19 protein-coding genes and 1 other annotated feature are annotated in these 21,352 nt (G+C 45.5%); of the genes, 15 read left to right on the top strand and 4 right to left on the bottom strand.

The genetic code is table 11. The features are described 5' to 3' along the window. The first annotated feature begins 38 nt into the window (after positions 1-38). Entirely contained in the window at positions 39-1,328 is a 1,290-nt protein-coding gene (gene ganB / locus MHB62_RS17680; RefSeq protein WP_032722550.1) for an arabinogalactan endo-beta-1,4-galactanase, read from the top strand. 53 nt (positions 1,329-1,381) lie between these two features. Here the strand turns inward: ganB and rsbP are convergent, their stop codons facing one another. After that, a complete protein-coding gene (gene rsbP / locus MHB62_RS17675) occupies positions 1,382-2,593 on the bottom strand; it encodes a phosphoserine phosphatase RsbP (RefSeq protein WP_029318380.1) in 1,212 nt (403 codons plus the stop codon). A 35-nt stretch (positions 2,594-2,628) separates the two neighbouring features. Next, on the bottom strand, positions 2,629-3,438 hold the full coding sequence (gene rsbQ / locus MHB62_RS17670; protein ID WP_029318381.1) for a sigma factor SigB/phosphatase RsbP regulator RsbQ: 810 nt from the start codon (positions 3,436-3,438) through the stop codon (positions 2,629-2,631). A gap of 283 nt (positions 3,439-3,721) precedes the next feature. Between rsbQ and MHB62_RS17665 the strand changes: the two genes are divergently transcribed. The 9 genes from MHB62_RS17665 to MHB62_RS17625 all read left to right on the top strand — a co-directional run bounded on the left by MHB62_RS17665 (position 3,722) and on the right by MHB62_RS17625 (position 13,069). Beyond that, on the top strand, positions 3,722-4,627 hold the full coding sequence (locus MHB62_RS17665) for an ABC transporter ATP-binding protein (protein WP_072692770.1): 906 nt from the start codon (positions 3,722-3,724) through the stop codon (positions 4,625-4,627). Beyond that, a complete protein-coding gene (locus MHB62_RS17660) occupies positions 4,628-5,365 on the top strand; it encodes an ABC transporter permease (protein ID WP_015714732.1) in 738 nt (245 codons plus the stop codon). Between the two features lie 3 nt (positions 5,366-5,368). Beyond that, the gene (yvfT, locus tag MHB62_RS17655; RefSeq protein ID WP_015714731.1) at positions 5,369-6,484 is read left to right on the top strand and encodes a two-component system sensor histidine kinase YvfT; all 1,116 of its coding nucleotides are present in this window, start codon (positions 5,369-5,371) and stop codon (positions 6,482-6,484) included. Between the two features lie 16 nt (positions 6,485-6,500). Next, positions 6,501-7,103 (top strand): two-component system response regulator YvfU, encoded by a 603-nt coding sequence (gene yvfU, locus MHB62_RS17650; protein ID WP_003228302.1) that lies wholly within the window; start codon positions 6,501-6,503, stop codon positions 7,101-7,103. Positions 7,104-7,277: 174 nt separating this feature from the next. Then, a complete protein-coding gene (gene lutA, locus MHB62_RS17645) occupies positions 7,278-7,994 on the top strand; it encodes a lactate utilization iron-sulfur protein LutA (RefSeq protein WP_003244353.1) in 717 nt (238 codons plus the stop codon). A gap of 26 nt (positions 7,995-8,020) precedes the next feature. Then, the gene (gene lutB / locus MHB62_RS17640) at positions 8,021-9,460 is read left to right on the top strand and encodes a lactate utilization iron-sulfur protein LutB (RefSeq protein WP_003228307.1); all 1,440 of its coding nucleotides are present in this window, start codon (positions 8,021-8,023) and stop codon (positions 9,458-9,460) included. Then, positions 9,460-10,182, top strand: a complete 723-nt coding sequence (lutC, locus tag MHB62_RS17635; protein WP_003228309.1) for a lactate utilization protein LutC — start codon at positions 9,460-9,462, stop codon at positions 10,180-10,182. Before lutB ends, lutC begins: the two co-directional genes overlap by 1 nt. A 107-nt stretch (positions 10,183-10,289) precedes the next feature. Then, positions 10,290-11,324 carry a glycosyl hydrolase family 18 protein gene (locus tag MHB62_RS17630; protein WP_032722545.1) on the top strand — a complete coding sequence of 345 codons (1,035 nt, stop codon included), beginning with the start codon at positions 10,290-10,292 and terminating at the stop codon, positions 11,322-11,324. A gap of 97 nt (positions 11,325-11,421) precedes the next feature. After that, positions 11,422-11,657: a binding site (T-box leader), on the top strand. Positions 11,658-11,725: 68 nt separating this feature from the next. Next, complete coding sequence (locus MHB62_RS17625) at positions 11,726-13,069, top strand: amino acid permease (protein ID WP_032722543.1); 1,344 nt, start codon at positions 11,726-11,728, stop codon at positions 13,067-13,069. 40 nt (positions 13,070-13,109) lie between these two features. Here MHB62_RS17625 and MHB62_RS17620 read toward each other — a convergent pair whose 3' ends face one another. After that, positions 13,110-14,027, bottom strand: coding sequence for a DMT family transporter (locus MHB62_RS17620; RefSeq protein WP_032722541.1), 918 nt, complete (start codon positions 14,025-14,027; stop codon positions 13,110-13,112). A gap of 99 nt (positions 14,028-14,126) precedes the next feature. On the opposite strand from MHB62_RS17620, the gene MHB62_RS17615 reads away from it, so the two are divergent. After that, positions 14,127-15,005: a LysR family transcriptional regulator gene (locus tag MHB62_RS17615; protein WP_003228316.1), complete on the top strand. Its 879-nt coding sequence runs from the start codon at positions 14,127-14,129 to the stop codon at positions 15,003-15,005. Positions 15,006-15,161: 156 nt separating this feature from the next. Next, positions 15,162-16,172 carry an LLM class flavin-dependent oxidoreductase gene (locus MHB62_RS17610; protein ID WP_003228318.1) on the top strand — a complete coding sequence of 337 codons (1,011 nt, stop codon included), beginning with the start codon at positions 15,162-15,164 and terminating at the stop codon, positions 16,170-16,172. Positions 16,173-16,220: 48 nt separating this feature from the next. Here the strand turns inward: MHB62_RS17610 and araR are convergent, their stop codons facing one another. Beyond that, positions 16,221-17,309 (bottom strand): arabinose utilization transcriptional regulator AraR, encoded by a 1,089-nt coding sequence (gene araR / locus MHB62_RS17605; protein WP_003243070.1) that lies wholly within the window; start codon positions 17,307-17,309, stop codon positions 16,221-16,223. A gap of 203 nt (positions 17,310-17,512) precedes the next feature. Here araR and araE point away from each other — a divergent pair, with 203 nt between their 5' ends. The 3 genes from araE (at position 17,513) to gap (ending at position 21,281) form a co-directional block, all read left to right on the top strand. Next, on the top strand, positions 17,513-18,907 hold the full coding sequence (gene araE, locus MHB62_RS17600; protein ID WP_003243899.1) for an arabinose-proton symporter AraE: 1,395 nt from the start codon (positions 17,513-17,515) through the stop codon (positions 18,905-18,907). 297 nt (positions 18,908-19,204) lie between these two features. Next, positions 19,205-20,227 carry a gapA transcriptional regulator CggR gene (cggR, locus tag MHB62_RS17595; protein ID WP_003228324.1) on the top strand — a complete coding sequence of 341 codons (1,023 nt, stop codon included), beginning with the start codon at positions 19,205-19,207 and terminating at the stop codon, positions 20,225-20,227. 46 nt (positions 20,228-20,273) lie between these two features. Further along, entirely contained in the window at positions 20,274-21,281 is a 1,008-nt protein-coding gene (gene gap / locus MHB62_RS17590; protein ID WP_003219957.1) for a type I glyceraldehyde-3-phosphate dehydrogenase, read from the top strand. Positions 21,282-21,352 lie beyond the last annotated feature (71 nt).

The raw sequence follows: 21,352 nt of genomic DNA, 5'->3' as shown, positions 1-21,352 counted from the left end.
GAATGAAACCGCTTACTAAGTCTTTGGGGGATGAAATCATGAAAAGCAAAGTGAAAATGTTCTTTGCGGCTGCCATCGTGTGGATTGCATGTAGTTCAACAGGATATGCCGCTGCCATTGAGAAGGAGAAGCACGTGTCAGAGCTTCGGGCAGAGGATCTTTTTGTTAAAAAAGTAGAGGGGATGAACAAGGATTTTATCAAAGGGGCAGATGTATCCAGCGTTATTGCTTTGGAAAACAGCGGTGTCATCTTTTATAATACAAGCGGAAAACGCCAGGACATCTTTACAACCTTAAAACAGGCTGGCGTCAACTATGTTCGCGTCCGCATCTGGAATCACCCGTATGATTCAAATGGCAATGGGTATGGCGGGGGAAACAATGATGTTCAAAAAGCCATCGAAATCGGAAAAAGAGCGACAGCGAACGGAATGAAGGTGCTGGCCGACTTTCACTACTCTGATTTCTGGGCCGATCCAGCGAAACAAAAGGTGCCCAAAGCCTGGGTGAATCTCAGCTTTGAAGCAAAAAAAGCAAAGCTCTATGAGTATACGAAACAAAGCCTGCAAAAGATGATCAAGGAAGGCGTTGACATCGGCATGGTCCAGGTCGGAAATGAAACAACAGGAGGATTTGCCGGTGAGACTGATTGGACGAAGATGTGCCAATTATTTAATGAAGGAAGCCGAGCGGTCAGGGAGACAAATTCAAATATTTTGGTCGCCCTGCATTTTACCAATCCTGAAACGGCTGGAAGGTATTCATTTATTGCGGAAACACTCAGCAAAAACAAAGTGGATTATGATGTGTTTGCGAGCTCCTATTATCCTTTCTGGCATGGCACATTACAAAATTTGACCTCCGTGCTGAAGGCTGTTGCCAATACGTACGGTAAAAAAGTCATGGTGGCGGAGACATCGTACACCTATACCGCTGAGGATGGAGATGGGCATGGAAATACAGCACCAAAAAGCGGGCAGACGCTGCCATATCCAATTTCTGTTCAAGGCCAGGCAACTGCAGTAAGAGATGTAATGGAGGCAGTGGCGAATACGGGCAAAGCAGGACTTGGTGTTTTCTACTGGGAGCCGGCGTGGATTCCAGTCGGACCGAAGACACAGATAGAGAAAAACAAAGTGTTATGGGAAACATACGGGTCAGGGTGGGCGTCCAGCTATGCTGCTGAATACGACCCTGAAGACGCCGGGAAGTGGTATGGGGGAAGTGCTGTAGATAATCAAGCTTTATTTGATTTTAATGGACACCCGCTGCCTTCTTTGCAGGTGTTTCAATATGCGGAGTCAGGACATATTCCAAAGAAACGCTGAAACAAAAAAATCCATGAGATGTAACAAATCATTGTTATGTCTCATGGATCATTTTATTTTACATCAACTAATATAAAACATTCGTCATCACTCTTATGATGAGCTTCCTTTTGATGCTGCAGTGATGTAAGGATTTTCTCCTTCAGGTCAGCGATTGGCGAATCAGGATGATCCTTTAGTAAATCAAATAAAAAACATGAAGCCGTAGGATCCATCACGCCATCCGTATACAGAAGCAATCTTCCATCCTCCGTGTATGAAAGGCTGCTTGACTGAAACTCTAAGTCTTCAAACATCCCGATCGGAGGCGAGGTCGCGTGAAGCAGATGTTGAGTTCCGCTATCGTCCTGCCAAAGTGCCGGCGGATGCCCTGCGTTGACATAATCAATTCTTTGCCGTGCTATATCAATCTCGAGATAAATAGCAGTGCAATAATGTCTTGCTTCCTCATCATTTTGAAACAAGCTGTGAAGGTGCCGGTCCAATTCCTTCATAACTTTAACGGGGCTGAGACCTTGCGTGATCTGGCGCTGGAACAAAGGATGAAGAGACATCGTAATCAATGCAGATGAAATTCCGTGCCCCATCACATCAAGGATAATAATGCCGTAACGGTGTTCATCGATTTGATAATATCCGTAAAGATCACCTGACAATTCACTCGATGCGTTGTAATAAGAGTCAATCTGAACCTGATCGTTTACAATCGGTTCAGTCAACGAGTTTTTCTGGATCTTTCTGGCGAGTTCAAGCTCTCTTTTGGTGTTTAATTTAAATTGTTGATTTTGTTTATTGATCTCAAGAAGTTCTTCTTGTTTTGCTTTAAGCATTTCCAAGGCAATTTTTAACTCCGCATTGGCTTTCTGTTTGGCAAGCAAAGCTTCCTGAGCCTCATTTCTGGCTATCAGCAGCTCATTTTCATATTCATTTCGCTTTCGCATTGGAATAAGAACACAATCAAAGACAGAAGCCTCGCTATCGTGTCTCGCAATAGCATTGATAAGGACGGGAATTTCTTCTCCATCTCTTGCTTTCAAGGAAATGTATATTTCTTCGATGTGATGCTCCAATTTCAAAAGCGGAAAAAAATAAAGCTGGCAGAAAAGCTGTGCGGGAATGGTCAACATCATATTCATGTGCTGGCCGATAACCTGCTCCGGTTCATAATCCAGAATCTTGATAAGGGTGCGGTTGGCAGCTATGATCGACCCCTCTTCTGACAAAGCGAGGAAACCGCATGGTGCATCATTCAATTGTTTGTCCATCTAAGAGGGTCACCTCTATCCCTTTCGTTCCTATATCACACGTGTACTTTTAAATAATCGCCGATCAGCTGTATCGTCTCATCTGGATGGCTCATATGAGGGCAATGTCCGCGAGCCTCCATTTGTTTCAGACTGCTATAAGGAAGATGCTGATGCATATACTTACCTACTGTTGCAGGTGCGATGATATCATCTGCACATTGGAGAATAAGAGAGGGAACCGTTACCTTCGAAAGATCCTCTCGGTGATCAGAAAAAAACGCCGCTTTCGCGAATTGGCGGGCAATGACAGGATCAGTAGAACAAAAACGGCTTTCAAGCTCTTCCTTAATTTCAGGCCGATCTGGCTGATTCAGAACGGTTGCCGCAAATACAGTTGCCCAGCCGATATAATTTTTCTCCATCATCTCCAGCAAGCCAAGGAGCTGCTCCTCTTCAAATCCTCCGTAATACTCAGGCGGATCATTCAAATAGCAAGGAGAAGGCCCCACCATCACCAGATGGGAAAAAAGCTCCGGGCGGCGGATGGATGCAAGCATCCCAATCAAGGCCCCGACGGAGTGACCCACAAACACGGTTTCCTTCAGATCTAAAGCTTCACAAACATCAAGAACATCCTGGGCATAGCCGTCAAGTGTCTGGTAACGATTCAGGTCATATGCGCGCAAATCTGAATGTCCCGAACCGACGTAATCAAATAAAATCACCCGATGATCTTCTTCAAAGGCAGGTGCCACGGCATTCCACACGCTTTGATCGCATCCAAAACCAGGTGCGAACATGATAGATGCTTTGCCGCTGCCTTTCACCTTCACATGATTTCTAGACAAAATCGCTTCGTTCATGATTGGCTCCTTTCAGCCGGAAAGTAATATAAAGTTCAATATTTCTATCATAACACTCGGATGGTTTGAAGAGTGTATCTTTCTATGAATGTCACAGCAGTTTAAAAGAAAGAGGACATGGGAGATAGAAAAGATGGATGAATTGGAAGATGCAGGAGGAGGATTGCCTAGACACCGGGGTGAGAAAAAAATGACATTTGTCACTCCATCATCATGACACCCCATACTAACATCGTCTTCTCCGTCATTTTACAATCAATGTAAACGATCAGGAGGTGCTCATGTGATGAAAGAAGCAGTAACAGTAAGCAACGTGACAAAACATTTCCAGCGAAAAACCGCTGTAAACCACATCAGCTTCAGTATTGAAAAAGGAGAAATTGCAGCCATTCTCGGGCCAAATGGGGCAGGGAAGACGACCGTCGTCTCGATGATATTAGGATTGCTGAAACCGAGTGAGGGAGAAATCAAACTATTTAACCGGGTTCCCGATGATCAACAGGTTCGTGAAAAAATAGGTGTAATGCTTCAGGAAGTAAGTGTCATGCCGGGCCTTAAGGTGGATGAAATCCTTGAACTCTTCCGGAGCTATTATCCGAATCCGTTGTCCATGAAAGAACTCGTTTCGTTAACAGCACTCACCAAAGAAGATTTGAAAACAAGAGCAGAAAAATTATCCGGCGGACAAAAACGCCGTTTGAGCTTTGCTTTGGCTCTTGCCGGGAACCCGGAGCTGCTTATACTTGATGAACCGACAGTCGGCATGGACACTTCATCAAGACACCGATTCTGGCAGACCATTCACGGACTGTCGGACCAAGGAAAAACGATTATTTTTTCAACTCATTATTTACAGGAAGCAGATGATGCCGCACAGCGAATCCTATTTTTTACTGAAGGACAGCTTGTTGCAGACGGCTCACCAATGCAAATCCGCTCAAGAATTCAAAAACAGTCTGTTTCCTTTACGCTTCATTCAAGTGAATCATTGGAAAGGCTGTCTTGTCACCCGGAAGTCGAGAGAGTGATCCACGAGCATGAGAGAACCATCATCCAGACATCAAATACAGACAAAGTGTTGGCGCTGATCTTTCAAGAAAACATACATGCACGGGATATTCGAATTGAGCAAGCAACGCTCGATGAGGCATTTCGCCAGCTGGCTGACGGCAACAGGGAGGCGATGTGAGTGAACATGCTGCAAAAGCAAAGCATCGCTGAAATGAAAAGGGTGCTTAGGAACAAGTACTTTGTGCTTTGGTCTCTGATCATGCCGATTGCCTTTTATTATTTCTTTACAAATGTAGTGAATACCAACGTCCCTGATCAACGTGCATGGGAAGTCCATTACCTGATGTCGATGACAGTCTTCAGCGTGATGGGTTCCTCTATCATGACGCTTGGCATCCGAATGGTACAAGAACGGTCACAAGGCTGGGCCGCCTTTATCCGCCTAACGCCTCTTCAGGATCATATCTATTTATCAGCTCAGATGATCGGCCAGAGTGTCATTCACGTTTTATCGATTACCGTCATATTTCTGTTCGGCGCAATCATCAATGATATTGCCTTGTCACCGTTTGAATGGATGATGAGCGGACTGTGGATTTTGTTTGGCGCATTGCCTTTTTTAGCATTAGGCACACTAATCGGCCTCATGAGAAAAGTAGAAACAGCGGCCGGAATCAGTAATGTGCTTTATATGCTGCTGGCTTTAGGCGGAGGGATGTGGATGCCGTTTGAGGTCATGCCTGACATGATGCAGAGCATTGGCCAGTGGCTTCCGTCTTATCATTTCGGGAGCGGAGCGTGGGAACTTGTCCGGGGTGGGAGTCCGACTTGGAAAAATATTCTGATATTAATCGCTTATATGATGCTCTTCATGCTACTATCTAAATATATAAGAAGAAAACAAGAAGCGGTGTAATACATGAAAAAGGCAATATCTATTTTCCCGAAGGAATTCGGGTTTTTCCCTTATATCTTTCTGGTGTATACGATTATGCCGTTCCTCTCTTTATTAAAAGAATCAGGTGTCAAACAGGGGATCGGATATGGCATGCTGCTCCTTTTTGTAGCGGCATATCGCCAGTTATTCTGCAGCGTGGGCAAAGCTTCGTTTACATATTGGCTTATCGTGCAAATGGCGGTTATTTTGATATATAGTGTGTTTTACAATATCACCTATATATACTTAGGTTTTTTCCCGGCAAACTTTGTTGGTTATTACAAAGAGAAAACGAATTTTAACCGTGCGTTCTGCGCTTTAATCTTTATACTGCTTTTTCCATGCCTATACCAATTTAGCGCGAATTCGGTCTCGCTCCGGGAGCTTTTTTCTGTTCTCCCGTTTCTCGTCATTATGCTCATTTCTCCATTCGGCATTCGTTCTATGTTTCGGAGGATTGAGCTTGAAAATAAGCTTGCACAAGCCAACGAACAGATAAAAGAACTCTCTAAAAGAGAGGAGCGTGTTCGAATCGCCCGTGATCTTCACGATACTCTTGGCCACACCCTGTCGCTGCTTACATTAAAAAGCCAGCTCATTCAGCGGCTGGCTGCATCTGATCCAGAACGGACCAAGCTTGAGGCAAAAGAAATGGAAACCAGTTCACGCTCCGCACTCAAGCAAGTTCGAGAGCTGGTTTCTGATATGAGAACGGTCACGATAACAGAGGAGCTCGTAAACATGCAGCACATATTAAGAGCGGGGAACATTACCTTTCAATACGAAGGAGCCGACGACTTTTCAGCGATATCTCCCGTCACTCAAAATATTATCAGTATGTGTATGCGGGAAGCCGTGACTAACATTATCAAGCACAGCAAAGCAACCCACTGTGCCATCACCATTTCTCAATTTGCTGACAAAATGAGGATCGTAATACGGGATGACGGAAAGGGAGCGCCGAAGGAGAAAATGTTTGGGAATGGCCTGTGGGGAATGGAAGAACGGCTCATGCTCATTGAAGGGGGATTAACGGTTTCAGACCATAACGGAACGGTTGTGGCACTGACGATTCCGCTTATTAAAAAAGCAGAATGATTGGAGGACGAAAAGAATGATTCGTCTGTTTATTGCTGAGGACCAGCGAATGCTTTTAGGCGCTTTGGGATCTTTGCTTGATTTAGAAGAGGATATGACAGTCATCGGACAAGCATTAAACGGGGAAGAGGCGCTACATGCTATTTTGAAGCTGGAGCCGGATGTATGCATTATGGACATTGAAATGCCGGTTCGAAGCGGGCTGAATGTGGCAGAGGAATTAATGAAAAAAGGCTGCGTCAGCAAGGTCATTATTTTAACCACCTTTGCCCGCCCCGGATATTTTGAACGCGCCGTAAAGGCCGGTGCACATGGCTATCTGCTGAAAGACGGTGAAATTGACGATCTGGCCGATGCCATTCGAAAATGTGTAAAGGGAAAACGTGTCTTCAGCCCTGAGCTGACGTTTAATATGATGCGAGACGAAAATCCGCTAACCGTTAGAGAGCAAGAAATTCTGAGGCTTGCGGCTTTAGGCAAGACAACAAAAGACATTACGCTGGAGCTCTATTTATCTCAAGGCACAGTTCGAAACTATATCTCAGAAATCATCCAAAAGCTTAATGCGAAAAATCGGACAGAAGCCGCCAGCATCGCTGAGGAAAAGGGCTGGATCTAACCATATACTGCACTCCTGGGAGATCGGGAGTGTTTTTGATATGCCACAAATGAAAATATCCCTAGAAAACTCTTTCCTTCCATTGTCAGAATAGTGTACGATATTCATATAGTTATTTTAACTCAGGTCATCAGATGACCTGATCATATATTGGGGATGAGAGAGGGGTTCATCATGAAAGTCTCACTTTTTGTCACTTGTCTTGTTGATATGTTTCAAACAAATGTCGGAAAAGCAACGGTTGAGCTGCTGGAGCGGCTTGGGTGCGAGGTTGATTTTCCAGAAGGGCAGATTTGCTGCGGACAGCCGGCTTACAACAGCGGCTATGTACATGACGCCAAAAAAGCAATGAAACGGATGATCGAAACGTTTCAGGATTCCGAATATGTTGTCAGTCCTTCGGGTTCCTGCACAACGATGTTCCGGGAGTATCCGCACCTGTTTCAGGATGATCCGAAATGGGCCGATAAAGCGAAAAAGCTGGCGGATAAAACGTATGAACTGACAGATTTTATTGTGAACGTCCTTGGGGTAGAGGATGTCGGCGCGACCCTTCATACAAAAGCGACCTTACATACGTCGTGCCATATGACTAGGCTGCTGGGTGTTCGGAAGGAGCCGATGAAGCTGTTGAGCCATGTGAAGGGCCTGCAGTTTACAGAGCTTCCGGGCAAACATAACTGCTGCGGATTCGGAGGAACGTTCTCAGTCAAGATGGCGCAGATTTCTGAGCAGATGGTCGATGAAAAAGTCGAATGTGTGGAGGAAACGGGAGCAGAGGTGCTGATCGGTGCTGACTGCGGCTGTTTGATGAATATCGGGGGACGGCTTGGCCGAAAAGATAAGAATGTCAAAGTGATGCACATCGCCGAAGTGCTCAACAGCAGATAAAACTGGATTCAGAGGGGGAAAGGATCATGGCGATGAAAATCGGTACTGACGCTTTTAAAGAGCGGGTATCACAGGGGATTGATAATGAATTTATGAGAGGCGCTGTTTCAGGTGCACAGGAGCGTCTGCGGACGCGGCGCCTAGAGGCAGCAGAAGAACTGGGAAACTGGGAGGAGTGGCGCTCATTATCAGAGGAAATCAGGCAGCATGTCCTTGAAAACCTTGATTTCTATCTCGGACAGCTTGCCGAAAATGTGGCGAAAAGAGGCGGACATGTCTATTTCGCGAAAACAGCGGAAGAGGCGTCTTCCTATATTCGGGATGTCATTCAAAAGAAGAACGGGAAGAAAATTGTGAAATCTAAATCAATGGTCACAGAGGAAATCAATCTGAATGAGGTGCTGGAGAAGGAAGGCTGTGAAGTCGTAGAAACCGATCTCGGCGAGTATATTTTGCAGATTGATGATCACGATCCGCCGTCACATATCGTAGCGCCCGCTCTTCATAAAAATAAAGAGCAGATACGCGATGTGTTTAAAGAAAGACTGGACTATCAACATACAGAAAAACCGGAAGAGCTGGTGATGCATGCGCGCGCCATTCTCCGGAAAAAGTTTCTGGAAGCGGATATCGGCATTACCGGCTGTAACTTCGCCATCGCTGACACGGGTTCCGTCAGCCTTGTGACCAATGAAGGAAATGGACGGCTTGTGAGCACCTTGCCGAAAACACAAATTACCGTCATGGGAATGGAGCGGATTGTCCCGTCATTTTCTGAATTTGAAGTGCTAGTCAGCATGCTGACTAGAAGTGCTGTCGGACAGCGGCTGACAAGCTATATTACAGCTTTGACGGGTCCGAAGCTGGAAGGTGAAGTGGACGGTCCGGAAGAATTCCATCTTGTCATCGTTGATAATGGACGATCCAATATCCTTGGAACGGAATTCCAGTCTGTGCTGCAATGTATCCGCTGTGCCGCCTGTATCAATGTCTGTCCTGTGTACCGCCATGTCGGCGGACATTCATACGGCTCAATCTACTCGGGGCCGATCGGAGCTGTTTTATCACCGTTGCTCGGCGGTTATGACGATTATAAGGAGCTGCCGTACGCATCTTCACTGTGCGCTGCTTGTTCAGAAGCCTGCCCGGTCAAAATCCCGCTTCATGAGCTGCTACTCAAGCATCGTCAGAATATCGTCGAAAAAGAAGGCAGGGCGCCGATCAGTGAAAAGCTTGCAATGAAAGCATTCGGACTTGGCGCATCCTCCTTATCGCTTTACAAAATGGGCTCAAAATGGGCGCCGGCCGCCATGACGCCTTTTACAGAGGACGAAAAAATTTCGAAAGGGCCCGGCCCGCTTAAAAATTGGACCCAGATTCGCGACTTCCCGGCACCGCATAAATCGAGATTCAGAGACTGGTTTGCGGACAGAGAAACAAGTGAACGCACGAAGGAGGAGCAGTGATGACGAAGGGAACCATTCAGAATCAAGAGAGCTTTTTAAACCGAATCGCATCCAGCCTGGGCCGTGAACGAAGAACAGGAGGCGTGGCAGTCCCTGAATGGGCGCATCAGCCGCAATATAAAACACTTGAAGGTTATTCAGCGGATGACTTAGTCACAGTGCTCAAAAACCATTGTGTCAAAATCCATACAGAGCTGATTGAAACGGATTCAACCGGCCTTTACGATGCCCTGCGCGAGCAAGTCAGCCGCTTTTCTGGAGGCCCTGTCATCATTCCGAAGGACCCCCGCTTTGAAGAATACGGACTGAAAAGCCTGCTCACCAAGGACTGGCCGAGTGAAGGAACGCCGGTCTGGGAGTGGGATGCTGACAAAGGCGAGGAAAATATTAAAAAAGCGGAGCAAGCCAATGTAGGGATTACATTCAGCGAAATTACATTGGCTGAGTCGGGGACGGTTGTCCTCTTCTCCTCAAAAGACATCGGCCGCTCTGTCAGCCTTTTGCCAACGACTTATATTGCGATCGTGCCGAAATCAAGCATTGTACCGAGAATGACACAAGCCAGTGATATCATCCGCCAAAACATTGCGAACGGTGTCACTGTTCCTTCATGTATCAACTACATTACCGGACCGAGTAACTCAGCCGACATTGAAATGGATTTAGTTGTGGGGGTGCATGGACCAGTAAAGGCAGCATATATTCTCGTCTCTGACCGCTGAACTCAGGAAGCCCGGCAGGCATATGCCGGGCTTTTTGCTTGAAAAAACTTCAACTTCCAATTTTTTGGCCGATGAGAAGAGTATGACTTGAAATAGGAGGAAATGCGATGAAAAAATGGCTGATCATAGCGGTTTCACTGGCGATTGCGATTGTTCTGTTTATGTATACAAAAACAGAAGCGAAGGCAGCCGGTATGACAGTAGGCTACACGACTGGGGATACGGCTTCATACAATTCTCTTACGAAATATCATACATACATGAATGCCATCGCAACCGATACATTTGCGTTTGAAAAAAACGGACAAATCATTGGCGATGCCCCAACTAAGCAGCTGACATATGCGAAAAAGAAAAAAATCAAGACATGGGCTGTCATTTCAAACTATAATGATGCCATTTATGATTTTGACGGAGATTTAGCGAGTCGAGTCATGAGCAATAAAACAGCGAAAAAACGATTCACAGATCAGTTAATTACACTGGCCAAAAAGCACTCATATTACGGAATCAATATCGATTTTGAAGCAGTAAATCCAGAAGACCGCGCTGCGTACTCGAACTTCATTCAATATGTATCACAGGCTTTGAATAAGAAACATATTAAAACAATGGTATCCGTTCCGGCCAAAAGCGCCGATGATAAAAATGATGACTGGAGCTGGCCGTATGATTATGTGAAAATCGGCAAATATGCCGACTTCGTACAAGTCATGACCTACGATGAACACGGCATTTGGGGTGAGCCGGGGTCAGTGGCAAGCACAAACTGGATTAAAAGCTCTCTGCAGTTTTCAGTCAAAAAGATCAAAGCCAATAAAGTCATCATGGGAATCCCTGCGTACGGCTATGACTGGGATGTAAAAGACGGAAGTGCCAGCACAATAAGGGAATGGAATGAGCTCAAATCCCTCATCAAAAAACAAAAAGCAAAGCCGGCATTCAACAAAAAATCAGGCTCGATGACGTTTTCTTATGTTGACAAAAAGAAGCATAAACATGTCGTGTGGTATGAAAACGAAAAAACCGTTCAAACGAAAAGCCATCTGGCAAAGCAATATAAAATAGCAGGTGTTTCAGTTTACGCATTAGGAAACGAGTCAGAATCCTTTTGGAAAGCCATTCGAAAAGGGACAAAATAACAGTTTCTTTTTTCTCTGAAGTTATTGACAGTTAAAAGAGAAGCACGTATATTATGTTAATATATTCAGATCATAAAATTTGAGTTTTTCAGAAAACTAAAACACATAGATTGGGAGCAGTAAAAGAAAGTGATCAGAACAGAGAGCTGCGGGGTGGTGCGACGCAGCCTGATTCTTCTTTGAACTCGCCCGGGAGTGGTAAGACGGAACGGAATAGATTGAATATTCCCTATGTTTTAACGGCTAACCTTCGTTACAGGTCAAAAGCAGGATTCTTCATGAAGAATCAACAAGAGTGGTACCGCGGTCAGCCGAAGGCTCGTCGTCTCTTTATCTATTAGATTAGGTAGGAGACGGCGGGCTTTTTTGTTTTTGAAAACGAGAAGGAGAGGTAGAAGAGGATGAAAAACGACAATCAAACGTTAAAACGCACGATGACGTCCCGCCATATTATGATGATGGCGCTGGGCGGAGCAATCGGCGCAGGTTTATTTAAGGGGAGCAGCTCAGCGATCGATGTGGCAGGGCCATCTGTCATTATCGCATATCTGCTCGGCGGGATTATTTTGCTGTTTATTATGCAGGGGCTGGCGGAAATGGCTGTTCGAAACCGTAACGCCAGAACCTTCCGTGATCTTGTCCAGCAGGTATTGGGAAATTACGCCGCTTACTTTTTGGACTGGATCTACTGGAAAATGTGGGTGCTTAACATTGCGGCTGAAGCTGTTGTAGCTGCGATTTTCATTCAATATTGGCTGCCGGGCTGCCCGATCTGGGTGTTGGCATTAGGAATTTCTCTTATCGTCACGATTGTAAACTTGCTTTCTGTTAAAATCTTCGCCGAAACTGAATATTGGCTGGCAATGATCAAGATTACCGTTATTATTATCTTTATTATTCTGGGATTGCTGCTCTTATTTGTATCATTCGGTGATCATACAGCATCCGGATTTTCCAACCTGACAGACCACGGCGGATTTTTCCCGCACGGCGGCACAGGGCTGATCACGGCGATGCTTGTCGTCATCTACTCTTACGGCGGTACAGAAATTATCGGTGTAACGCTTGCAGAGACAAAAAATCCGGAAAAGGTTGTCCCGAAAGCTGTCCGCAGCACACTGACACGGATTGTCGCGTTTTACCTGCTGCCGTTTTTCATCATCGTCAGCCTGATTCCATGGAACCAAGTCAATTCCGTTCCGGAAAGTCCTTTCGTGATGGTCTTTAAAATGGTAGGCATTCCGGGCGCGGATCATATCATGAATGCAGTCATCCTGCTGGCGATCATTTCTTCTATGAATTCAGGTTTATACGGATCATCACGCATTTTGTATACACAGGCAAGTGACGGAAGGCTTCCAAAGGTCTTCTCGAAGCTTTCATCGAAAAACGTACCGATGTTTGCGATTCTGATGTGCACTTCTTCTCTCTATATTGGCGTATTGATTTCTCTGTTCGCAGGAAGCCAAACATTTAATTATTTAATGGGATCATTGGGATATACCGTTTTATTCATTTGGCTGATCATCGGATTCGCTCATTTAAAATCGAGAAAACAGCAAACGGAAGCACCGGCCTATTATGTAAAATGGTTCCCGTACACGACATGGTTTGCGATTGTGGCATTACTCGCCATTCTGATCGGGGTCATCATGACAACGTCAATTGTCATTACTGGCATTACTGCGGCGATCTACCTTTTGATTACAGTTGCATATTTGGTCAAAGAACGCAAGCATCAGTAAATAAGAAACCCTCTTGCCGCATCCGGCAAGAGGGTTTTTATTATTGTGCAGCTTTCTCGTTTATACCAATCGCCGCAGCTTTCTGCGCTTTTGATTTTGTATTCACGAGACAGATGCTCGTGACAATCAGCAGCAGCCCTGCCAAGAGGCTAAGGGTGAGCGGTTCATGCAGGAAAATGGAGCTGGCCACGATTGATATGAGCGGAATCAAAAAAGTATAAGATGCGACCTTGCTTGCTTCTCCTGAACCGACAAGCGTAAAAAAGACAAGCCAGCCGAGCGCGATAACGAATACGGAGATGAACAGCAGGCTCGTGATAAACGGAGCTGTCCATTGGATCGCCGAAAAGCTTTCTGTCCAAAAGCCGGATATAAGCAGAAACACGCTTCCGATCGTCAGCTGCAGAGCGACCATCCAGATGGAATCGACGCGGCTGCCTGTTTTTTTCATATATACCGTCCCGAGCGCCCAGCTGACTGCGGAGCCGAGAGCCAGCAGAACCCCAATGACAGAAATATGCCGGCCAAAGCCCGCAGCACTAATGACGGCTACTCCCGCAAAACCGAGGATGAGGCCGATCACTTTCATTACAAACATGGATTCGCCGAGCCACAGCCAAGAAAATACACCCATCAGAACAGGCTGGAAGAAGACGATTGCAGAAAACAGGCCGGCCGGAAGATAATTCAGCCCGATCGTTTGCAGGCCGTAGAATAACGTAATATTTAAAAGAGCAGAAACAAGATAAATCGGCCACGTTTCTTTTAAGCGTAATTTATGAATACGCGGCAGTGCGACAATGACTAATAAAAGCCCGCCGATCAGCGTTCGGATGCCCGCAAACAATAATGGCGGAGAATAGGCGAGCGCGGCTTTGGACAGCGGCCAATTGACGCCCCACATGATGACGAGAAATGCGAGCAGGAGAGCTGTCCGCGTTTTTGAGAGCTGCTTCATTGTTCATTCACTCCTTGTAGAACTTTTCCATCATATGATACGGTAGAACATAAGATAAATAAAATGAATCTTTTTTATAAGGAGCATAAGTAAATTGTTATGACCATTACACAATTAAAGGTTTTTGTAAAAATAGCTGAAACGGGAAGCTTTACAAAAGCAGGTCAGGCGCTAAACATGACACAGCCGGCTGTCAGCCATGCGATTTCTGCGATCGAAGCTGAGCTTGATGTAAAGCTGATCATTCGTGACCGCCGCAATGGCCTGATGCTGACGGATACGGGAAAACAGATCTTAGTACACATTAGAGAAGTCTTAAAAGGCATTGAAAAAGTTGAGCAGGTAGCAGCAGCGGAAAAAGGGCTTGAACTGGGAACGATTCATATCGGCACATTCTCAACTGCCTCGGCTTATTTTATGCCGAAGCTGATCAGTGAATTTAAACAAAAATATCCGAAACTTGAGCTCGTGCTGCACGAGGGAACTGTAAATGAAGTCAAGGAGTGGCTTCATACGCGGATGATAGATGTCGGCATTCTTCTGTATCCAACAGAGGAGATGGAGTACATTCATTTGAAAAAAGACAAAATGGCTGTCGTGCTCAGGGACGATCACCCGCTTGCCAGTCATTCGGCCATTACGCTGAAAGATCTTGACCATGAACCGATGATCGTCTGTGACGGAGGCTATGAATCACCATTTGTCGATATGTTCAGGCAGGCGGGCGCTACGCTGCACCCAGCTTTCACGGTCTATAACATCAACACCTCGATCAGTATGATCAGAGAAGGCCTGGGTCTCGCGATTTTATCAGAAATGTCCATGTCGGGGATGCCGCTGCCGGAGCATGTGGTGACCCGGGAATTGGACCCGCAGGTATACCGTGATGTGCAGCTTGCTGTTCCGTCGCTAAAGGAGGCTTCTCTGGCGGCTAAGCTCTTTATTGAGATGGCTAAGGAGCTGTTTGGAGCAGAATAATGTTCCAAGCCGTTCGTTTTTTATTGTTCGAATTTCATCGAATCAAATTCTTTTATTCCTGAATGCAGTTGTGTTATGGTGTGATAGAAGTTCTTTCAATCATGACCTGACAGCTTTGGGCTGTTTACTGATAACACATTTGCAAAGGAGAACAATATGTCTAACAACCAACGCAAAGATACCTTGCTTTCTGTCTTGAATTTATCTCCGGTTGTTCAGGGAGGAACGATTGCAGAATCATTCCGAAACAGCATGGACTTGGCGCGCCGGGCAGAGGAATGGGGCTATCACCGTTACTGGCTTGCTGAACATCATAATATAGAAGGTGTTGCAAGCTCTGCCACCGCAGTTTTGATTGGCCATATTGCCGGAGGCACGAAGAAAATCCGCGTCGGTTCCGGCGGCATTATGCTCCCGAACCACTCTTCATTAGTCATTGCTGAACAATTCGGCACACTGGAAACACTGTATCCCGGGCGGATTGATCTGGGGCTTGGACGTGCGCCGGGAACAGACCAGTTGACAGCCAGAGCACTCCGCAGAAACATCAACAGCGGGGAGGATTTTCCAGAACAATTAGAGGAACTGCGCAATTATTTTAAACCGTCAGGAAATGTGCGCAATCAAGTTCGCGCCATTCCCGGAGAGGGCATAGACGTGCCGATTTGGCTGCTGGGCTCAAGCGGCTTCAGCGCCCGTCTGGCTGGCGAACTTGGTCTTCCGTTTGCGTTCGCGGCTCATTTCTCACCGGCGAATACGGTTCCCGCTTTGGAGCTGTACCGCAATTCCTTCACGCCGTCAGACGTGCTCGACGAACCGTATGCGATGGTCGGTGTCACCATTATCGCGGCAGATACAAACGAGAAAGCGCAGCACCTTGCGACTTCGCATTATCAAAGGTTTCTTGATCTTGTCCGCGGTACGCCGAACCAGCTTAAACCGCCTGTTGAGGATATGGACCAAATCTGGAGCCCGTATGAAAAAGCGATGGTCAATGAGCAGCTGAGCTCCACGATTGTCGGAGGTCCGGAAGAAGTGAAGGCGAAGCTTGAAGATTTCGTCAAAACGACACAGGCTGACGAAATTATGGTTAACTCAGAAACCTTTGAACACGCAGACAGAATGCGTTCGTTTGAAATCATCGCTGACGTTTGGAAAAACAGATAACAACTATAAAAAAAGCAATGTAGCGGGGAGACCCATACATTGCTTTTTTTATTCATTCAGTTTTCGTGCGGACTGGCGAATGATCAACTCAGGCTCAAATATGACATCCTCTTGCTTCGGCTTTTTATGCTCTAAGCAGTCAATGACATATTTGGCGGCTGCTTTTCCAAGCACTGATTTCGGATGTTTGACAGAGGTTAGTTTCACTTCTGAGATTTGGGCGAAATGTGAATCATCGTACCCGACGATAGACATATCTTCCGGCACTTTAAGATCCATCTCCCTCAGCATATCAATCACCTTCAGCGCAATTTCATCGTTATAACAAAGAATGGCTGTCGGCATGTGCTTGCTGTTTTTCTCCAGTGTGGCTTTTACTTTCTCCAGAAGTTTTGATTCTTTTTCTTCCGTTGTAAATGTCACGATCATATCCGGAGAAGGAAACAACTCACGCTCCCGGTGCGCCTGTATAAATCCGTTCATCCGTTTCACGCCTTGTGTGTCATCAGCTTTAAAAATACCCATCATATGCGTGTGGCCGAGAGAAAGCAAATGCTCCGCCGCCATCATCCCGCCTTTCACATCATCCAAGGTAAAACTCGGCGCGGCAAGCTCGGCATATGACGCGTTAATCATCGCAAAAGGAATGCCGTTTTTCTCCAAGTTCAGATAATAGCCGATGTTTGGGGTTTGAAGGGCGCTTTTTGTCGGTTCTACGATGAGTCCGTCAATATGCTGGGACAGCAGGTTTTCTAAGCCTCTTCTTTCGTTGTCCGGGTTGTTGTTTGTGCTTGTCAAAAGCATAGAATACCCCTGCTCGCTTAAATAGGACTCGATTCCTCTGATGATGCTCGGGAAAATATAGTCTGATATGTAGGTTGTCAAAACACCGATCGTTTTATTGGAATGCAGCGCTGACTTAGCAGAGCGTGAAGCGACAAAGGTGCCTCCGCCTTGCACGCTGTACAGCAGACCTTGTGATACGAGGTCTCCGATCGCTTTGCGGATGGTATGCCGGCTGACGCCGAATTGCTGCATTAATTCGTTTTCGGTAGGGATTTTTTGATCGGGCAGTATTTTGCCTTGATTAATCCAAGAACTGATTTCTTCTTTTACTTGCGCGTATTTTGGTAACATATCCATTCCTCCAAAATGTATACGGACAAATTTCAGTATATCACAGCGTTCTTTGTAAGAAAACATTGACAGAAAATGCAAACAAGATTATTCTATATTTGTACGTACTAATTAAATGTAATTTTCGTTAAATTTTAATATAAGTACGTACAATTGAAAAGTATAATGTAAACGCTTTACTCAACATTCGGGAGGGCAGGGAAATGAAGAATACTCCAACTCAATTAGAACCAAATGTTCCTGTAACACGAAGCCATTCTATGGGATTTGTCATTTTGATCTCATGTGCGGCGGGGCTTGGCGGCTTATTGTATGGCTATGACACGGCAGTGATTTCTGGCGCCATCGGTTTTCTGAAAGATTTATACAGCCTGAGTCCGTTTATGGAGGGACTTGTCATTTCAAGCATTATGATTGGAGGAGTTGTGGGCGTCGGGATATCCGGATTTTTAAGTGACAGATTCGGCCGGAGAAAAATTTTAATGACAGCCGCTTTGTTATTTGCGATATCAGCAATCGTTTCAGCGCTTTCTCAAGATGTGTCCACCTTAATCATTGCAAGGATTATCGGGGGGCTGGGAATCGGGATGGGCTCATCGCTCTCTGTTACGTATATTACAGAAGCGGCACCGCCCGCCATACGCGGAAGTTTATCTTCGTTATATCAGCTCTTTACGATACTGGGTATTTCCGCTACCTACTTTATTAATCTAGCTGTGCAGCGTTCTGGAACATATGAATGGGGCGTGCACACCGGCTGGAGATGGATGCTTGCTTACGGAATGGTGCCGTCCGTCATCTTTTTCCTTGTCCTGCTCGTCGTCCCGGAAAGCCCGAGATGGCTGGCGAAAGCGGGCAAAACAAATGAAGCTTTAAAGATCCTGACACGTATTAATGGAGAAACTGTTGCAAAAGAAGAATTAAAGAACATTGAGAACTCTTTAAAAATAGAACAAATGGGGTCGCTCTCCCAGCTGTTTAAGCCGGGTCTCAGAAAGGCGCTTGTCATTGGAATCCTGCTGGCGCTGTTTAACCAAGTCATCGGCATGAACGCGATTACTTACTACGGGCCGGAAATCTTTAAAATGATGGGATTCGGGCAAAACGCCGGATTTGTGACGACTTGTATCGTCGGGGTTGTAGAAGTTATTTTTACCGTTATTGCGGTGTTGCTGATTGATAAAGTCGGACGAAAAAAACTGATGTCCATCGGTTCTGCTTTTATGGCTATTTTTATGATTTTAATCGGGACGTCGTTTTATTTTGAGTTAACAAGCGGGATCATGATGATCGTCCTTATATTAGGTTTTGTCGCTGCTTTCTGTGTCTCGGTCGGACCGATCACATGGATTATGATTTCTGAAATCTTCCCGAACCATCTGCGTGCGCGGGCCGCGGGCATTGCGACCATCTTTTTATGGGGAGCAAACTGGGCGATCGGACAGTTTGTGCCAATGATGATCGATTCTTTCGGGCTCGCCTATACATTTTGGATCTTTGCGGTGATTAACATCCTTTGTTTCCTGTTTGTCGTTACGATCTGTCCGGAAACGAAGAACAAATCGCTCGAGGAAATTGAAAAGCTTTGGATAAAATGAAAACGCTTTAATGAAACAGCTCTTTCTACGGGAAGGGCTGTTTATATTGGGATGCACCATTTGGCGCTTTCTGTATAAGATAAAGATATATAGGATAAAATATTGCTGGATAAAACGACGCGGCATGAAAACTCTGCGAATATTGTCGATGAATTGGCTCTTAACAGTTGAATAAACAATTCCACCCTGTTAAAATAATTAAAGAAAGCAGAAATGATTTTTTTTGGCTATGACGGGACGTTTTTTGTCATAGCGGGACATATGATGTCCAGCAAAAAAGGAAGGAACGTTTGAGTCATGAACCAGTTAATACAAGCTCAAAAAAAATTATTGCCTGATCTTCTGCTCGTTATGCAAAAGAGGTTTGAAATCTTGCAGTATATCAGGCTGACAGAACCCATCGGGCGAAGAAGCCTGTCTGCCAGTCTCGGAATCAGCGAGCGTGTGCTGAGGGGCGAGGTTCAGTTTTTAAAGGAACAGAACCTGGTCGATATTAAGACAAACGGCATGACATTGACAGAAGAGGGCTATGAACTGCTTTCTGTTTTGGAAGATACGATGAAAGATGTTTTAGGTTTGACTCTTTTGGAAAAGACATTAAAAGAACGTTTAAATCTAAAGGATGCCATTATCGTATCCGGAGACAGCGATCAATCCCCATGGGTCAAAAAAGAAATGGGAAGAGCGGCTGTCGCATGTATGAAAAAAAGATTTTCAGGCCAAAATATCGTCGCTGTAACTGGCGGTACGACAATTGAAGCTGTCGCCGAAATGATGACGCCGGATTCTAAAAACCGCGAGCTTTTGTTTGTGCCTGCAAGAGGCGGTTTAGGCGAAGACGTGAAAAACCAGGCGAACACCATATGCGCGCATATGGCGGAGAAGGCTTCAGGCACTTACCGGCTTTTGTTTGTTCCGGGGCAGCTGTCACAAGGCGCCTATTCATCTATTATTGAAGAGCCTTCAGTCAAAGAGGTGCTGAACACCATTAAATCAGCGAGTATGCTGGTTCACGGAATCGGCGAAGCTAAAACTATGGCTCAGCGCAGAAACACGCCTTTAGAAGACTTAAAGAAAATAGATGATAACGACGCGGTGACAGAAGCGTTCGGCTACTATTTTAACGCGGACGGCGAAGTGGTTCACAAAGTGCATTCTGTCGGAATGCAGCTGGATGACATAGACGCCATTCCCGATATTATTGCGGTAGCGGGCGGATCATCAAAAGCCGAAGCGATCGAGGCTTACTTTAAAAAGCCACGCAACACGGTTCTCGTCACAGACGAAGGAGCCGCAAAGAAGTTATTAAGGGATGAATAATCCCTCAATATAAATATCTCTCACTTATTTAAAGGAGGAAACAATCATGGCAGTAAAAGTCGGTATTAACGGTTTTGGTCGTATTGGACGTAACGTATTCCGCGCAGCATTAAACAATCCTGAAGTTGAGGTAGTAGCGGTTAACGATTTAACAGATGCTAACATGCTGGCTCACCTTTTACAATATGATTCTGTACACGGAAAATTAGACGCTGAAGTTTCAGTTGACGGTAACAACCTTGTTGTTAACGGCAAAACAATTGAAGTTTCTGCAGAACGCGATCCTGCTAAACTTAGCTGGGGCAAACAAGGCGTTGAAATCGTAGTTGAATCTACTGGTTTCTTCACAAAACGCGCAGACGCTGCGAAACACTTAGAAGCTGGCGCGAAAAAAGTAATCATCTCTGCTCCTGCTAACGAAGAAGATATCACAATCGTTATGGGTGTTAACGAAGATAAATACGATGCGGCTAACCACGATGTTATCTCTAACGCATCTTGCACAACAAACTGCCTTGCGCCGTTTGCAAAAGTACTTAACGATAAATTCGGCATCAAACGCGGTATGATGACAACTGTTCACTCTTACACAAACGATCAGCAAATCCTTGATCTTCCGCACAAAGACTACCGTCGTGCGCGTGCAGCAGCTGAAAACATCATCCCAACATCAACTGGTGCTGCTAAAGCAGTTTCTCTAGTTCTTCCTGAACTAAAAGGCAAACTGAACGGTGGAGCAATGCGTGTTCCAACTCCAAACGTTTCTCTAGTTGACTTGGTTGCTGAACTGAACCAAGAAGTAACAGCTGAAGAAGTAAACGCAGCTCTTAAAGAAGCGGCTGAAGGCGACCTTAAAGGAATCCTTGGCTACAGCGAAGAGCCATTAGTTTCTGGCGACTACAACGGAAACAAAAACTCTTCTACAATCGATGCTCTTTCTACAATGGTTATGGAAGGCAGCATGGTAAAAGTAATCTCTTGGTACGATAACGAAAGCGGCTACTCTAACCGCGTTGTTGACCTTGCAGCTTACATCGCAAAAAAAGGTCTTTAATTTATAGCTGAAAAAGGACCTGACTTGGTTCTTTCGAATAGAAGCGCTATAATGAAAGCGGACAAGGGAAG

The organism is Bacillus sp. FSL K6-0255, assembly GCF_045040725.1.
Classification (GTDB): domain Bacteria; phylum Bacillota; class Bacilli; order Bacillales; family Bacillaceae; genus Bacillus; species Bacillus subtilis.
Note: the sequence above shows the minus strand (reverse complement) of the source record. Positions and strands in the feature narration are given on the sequence as shown.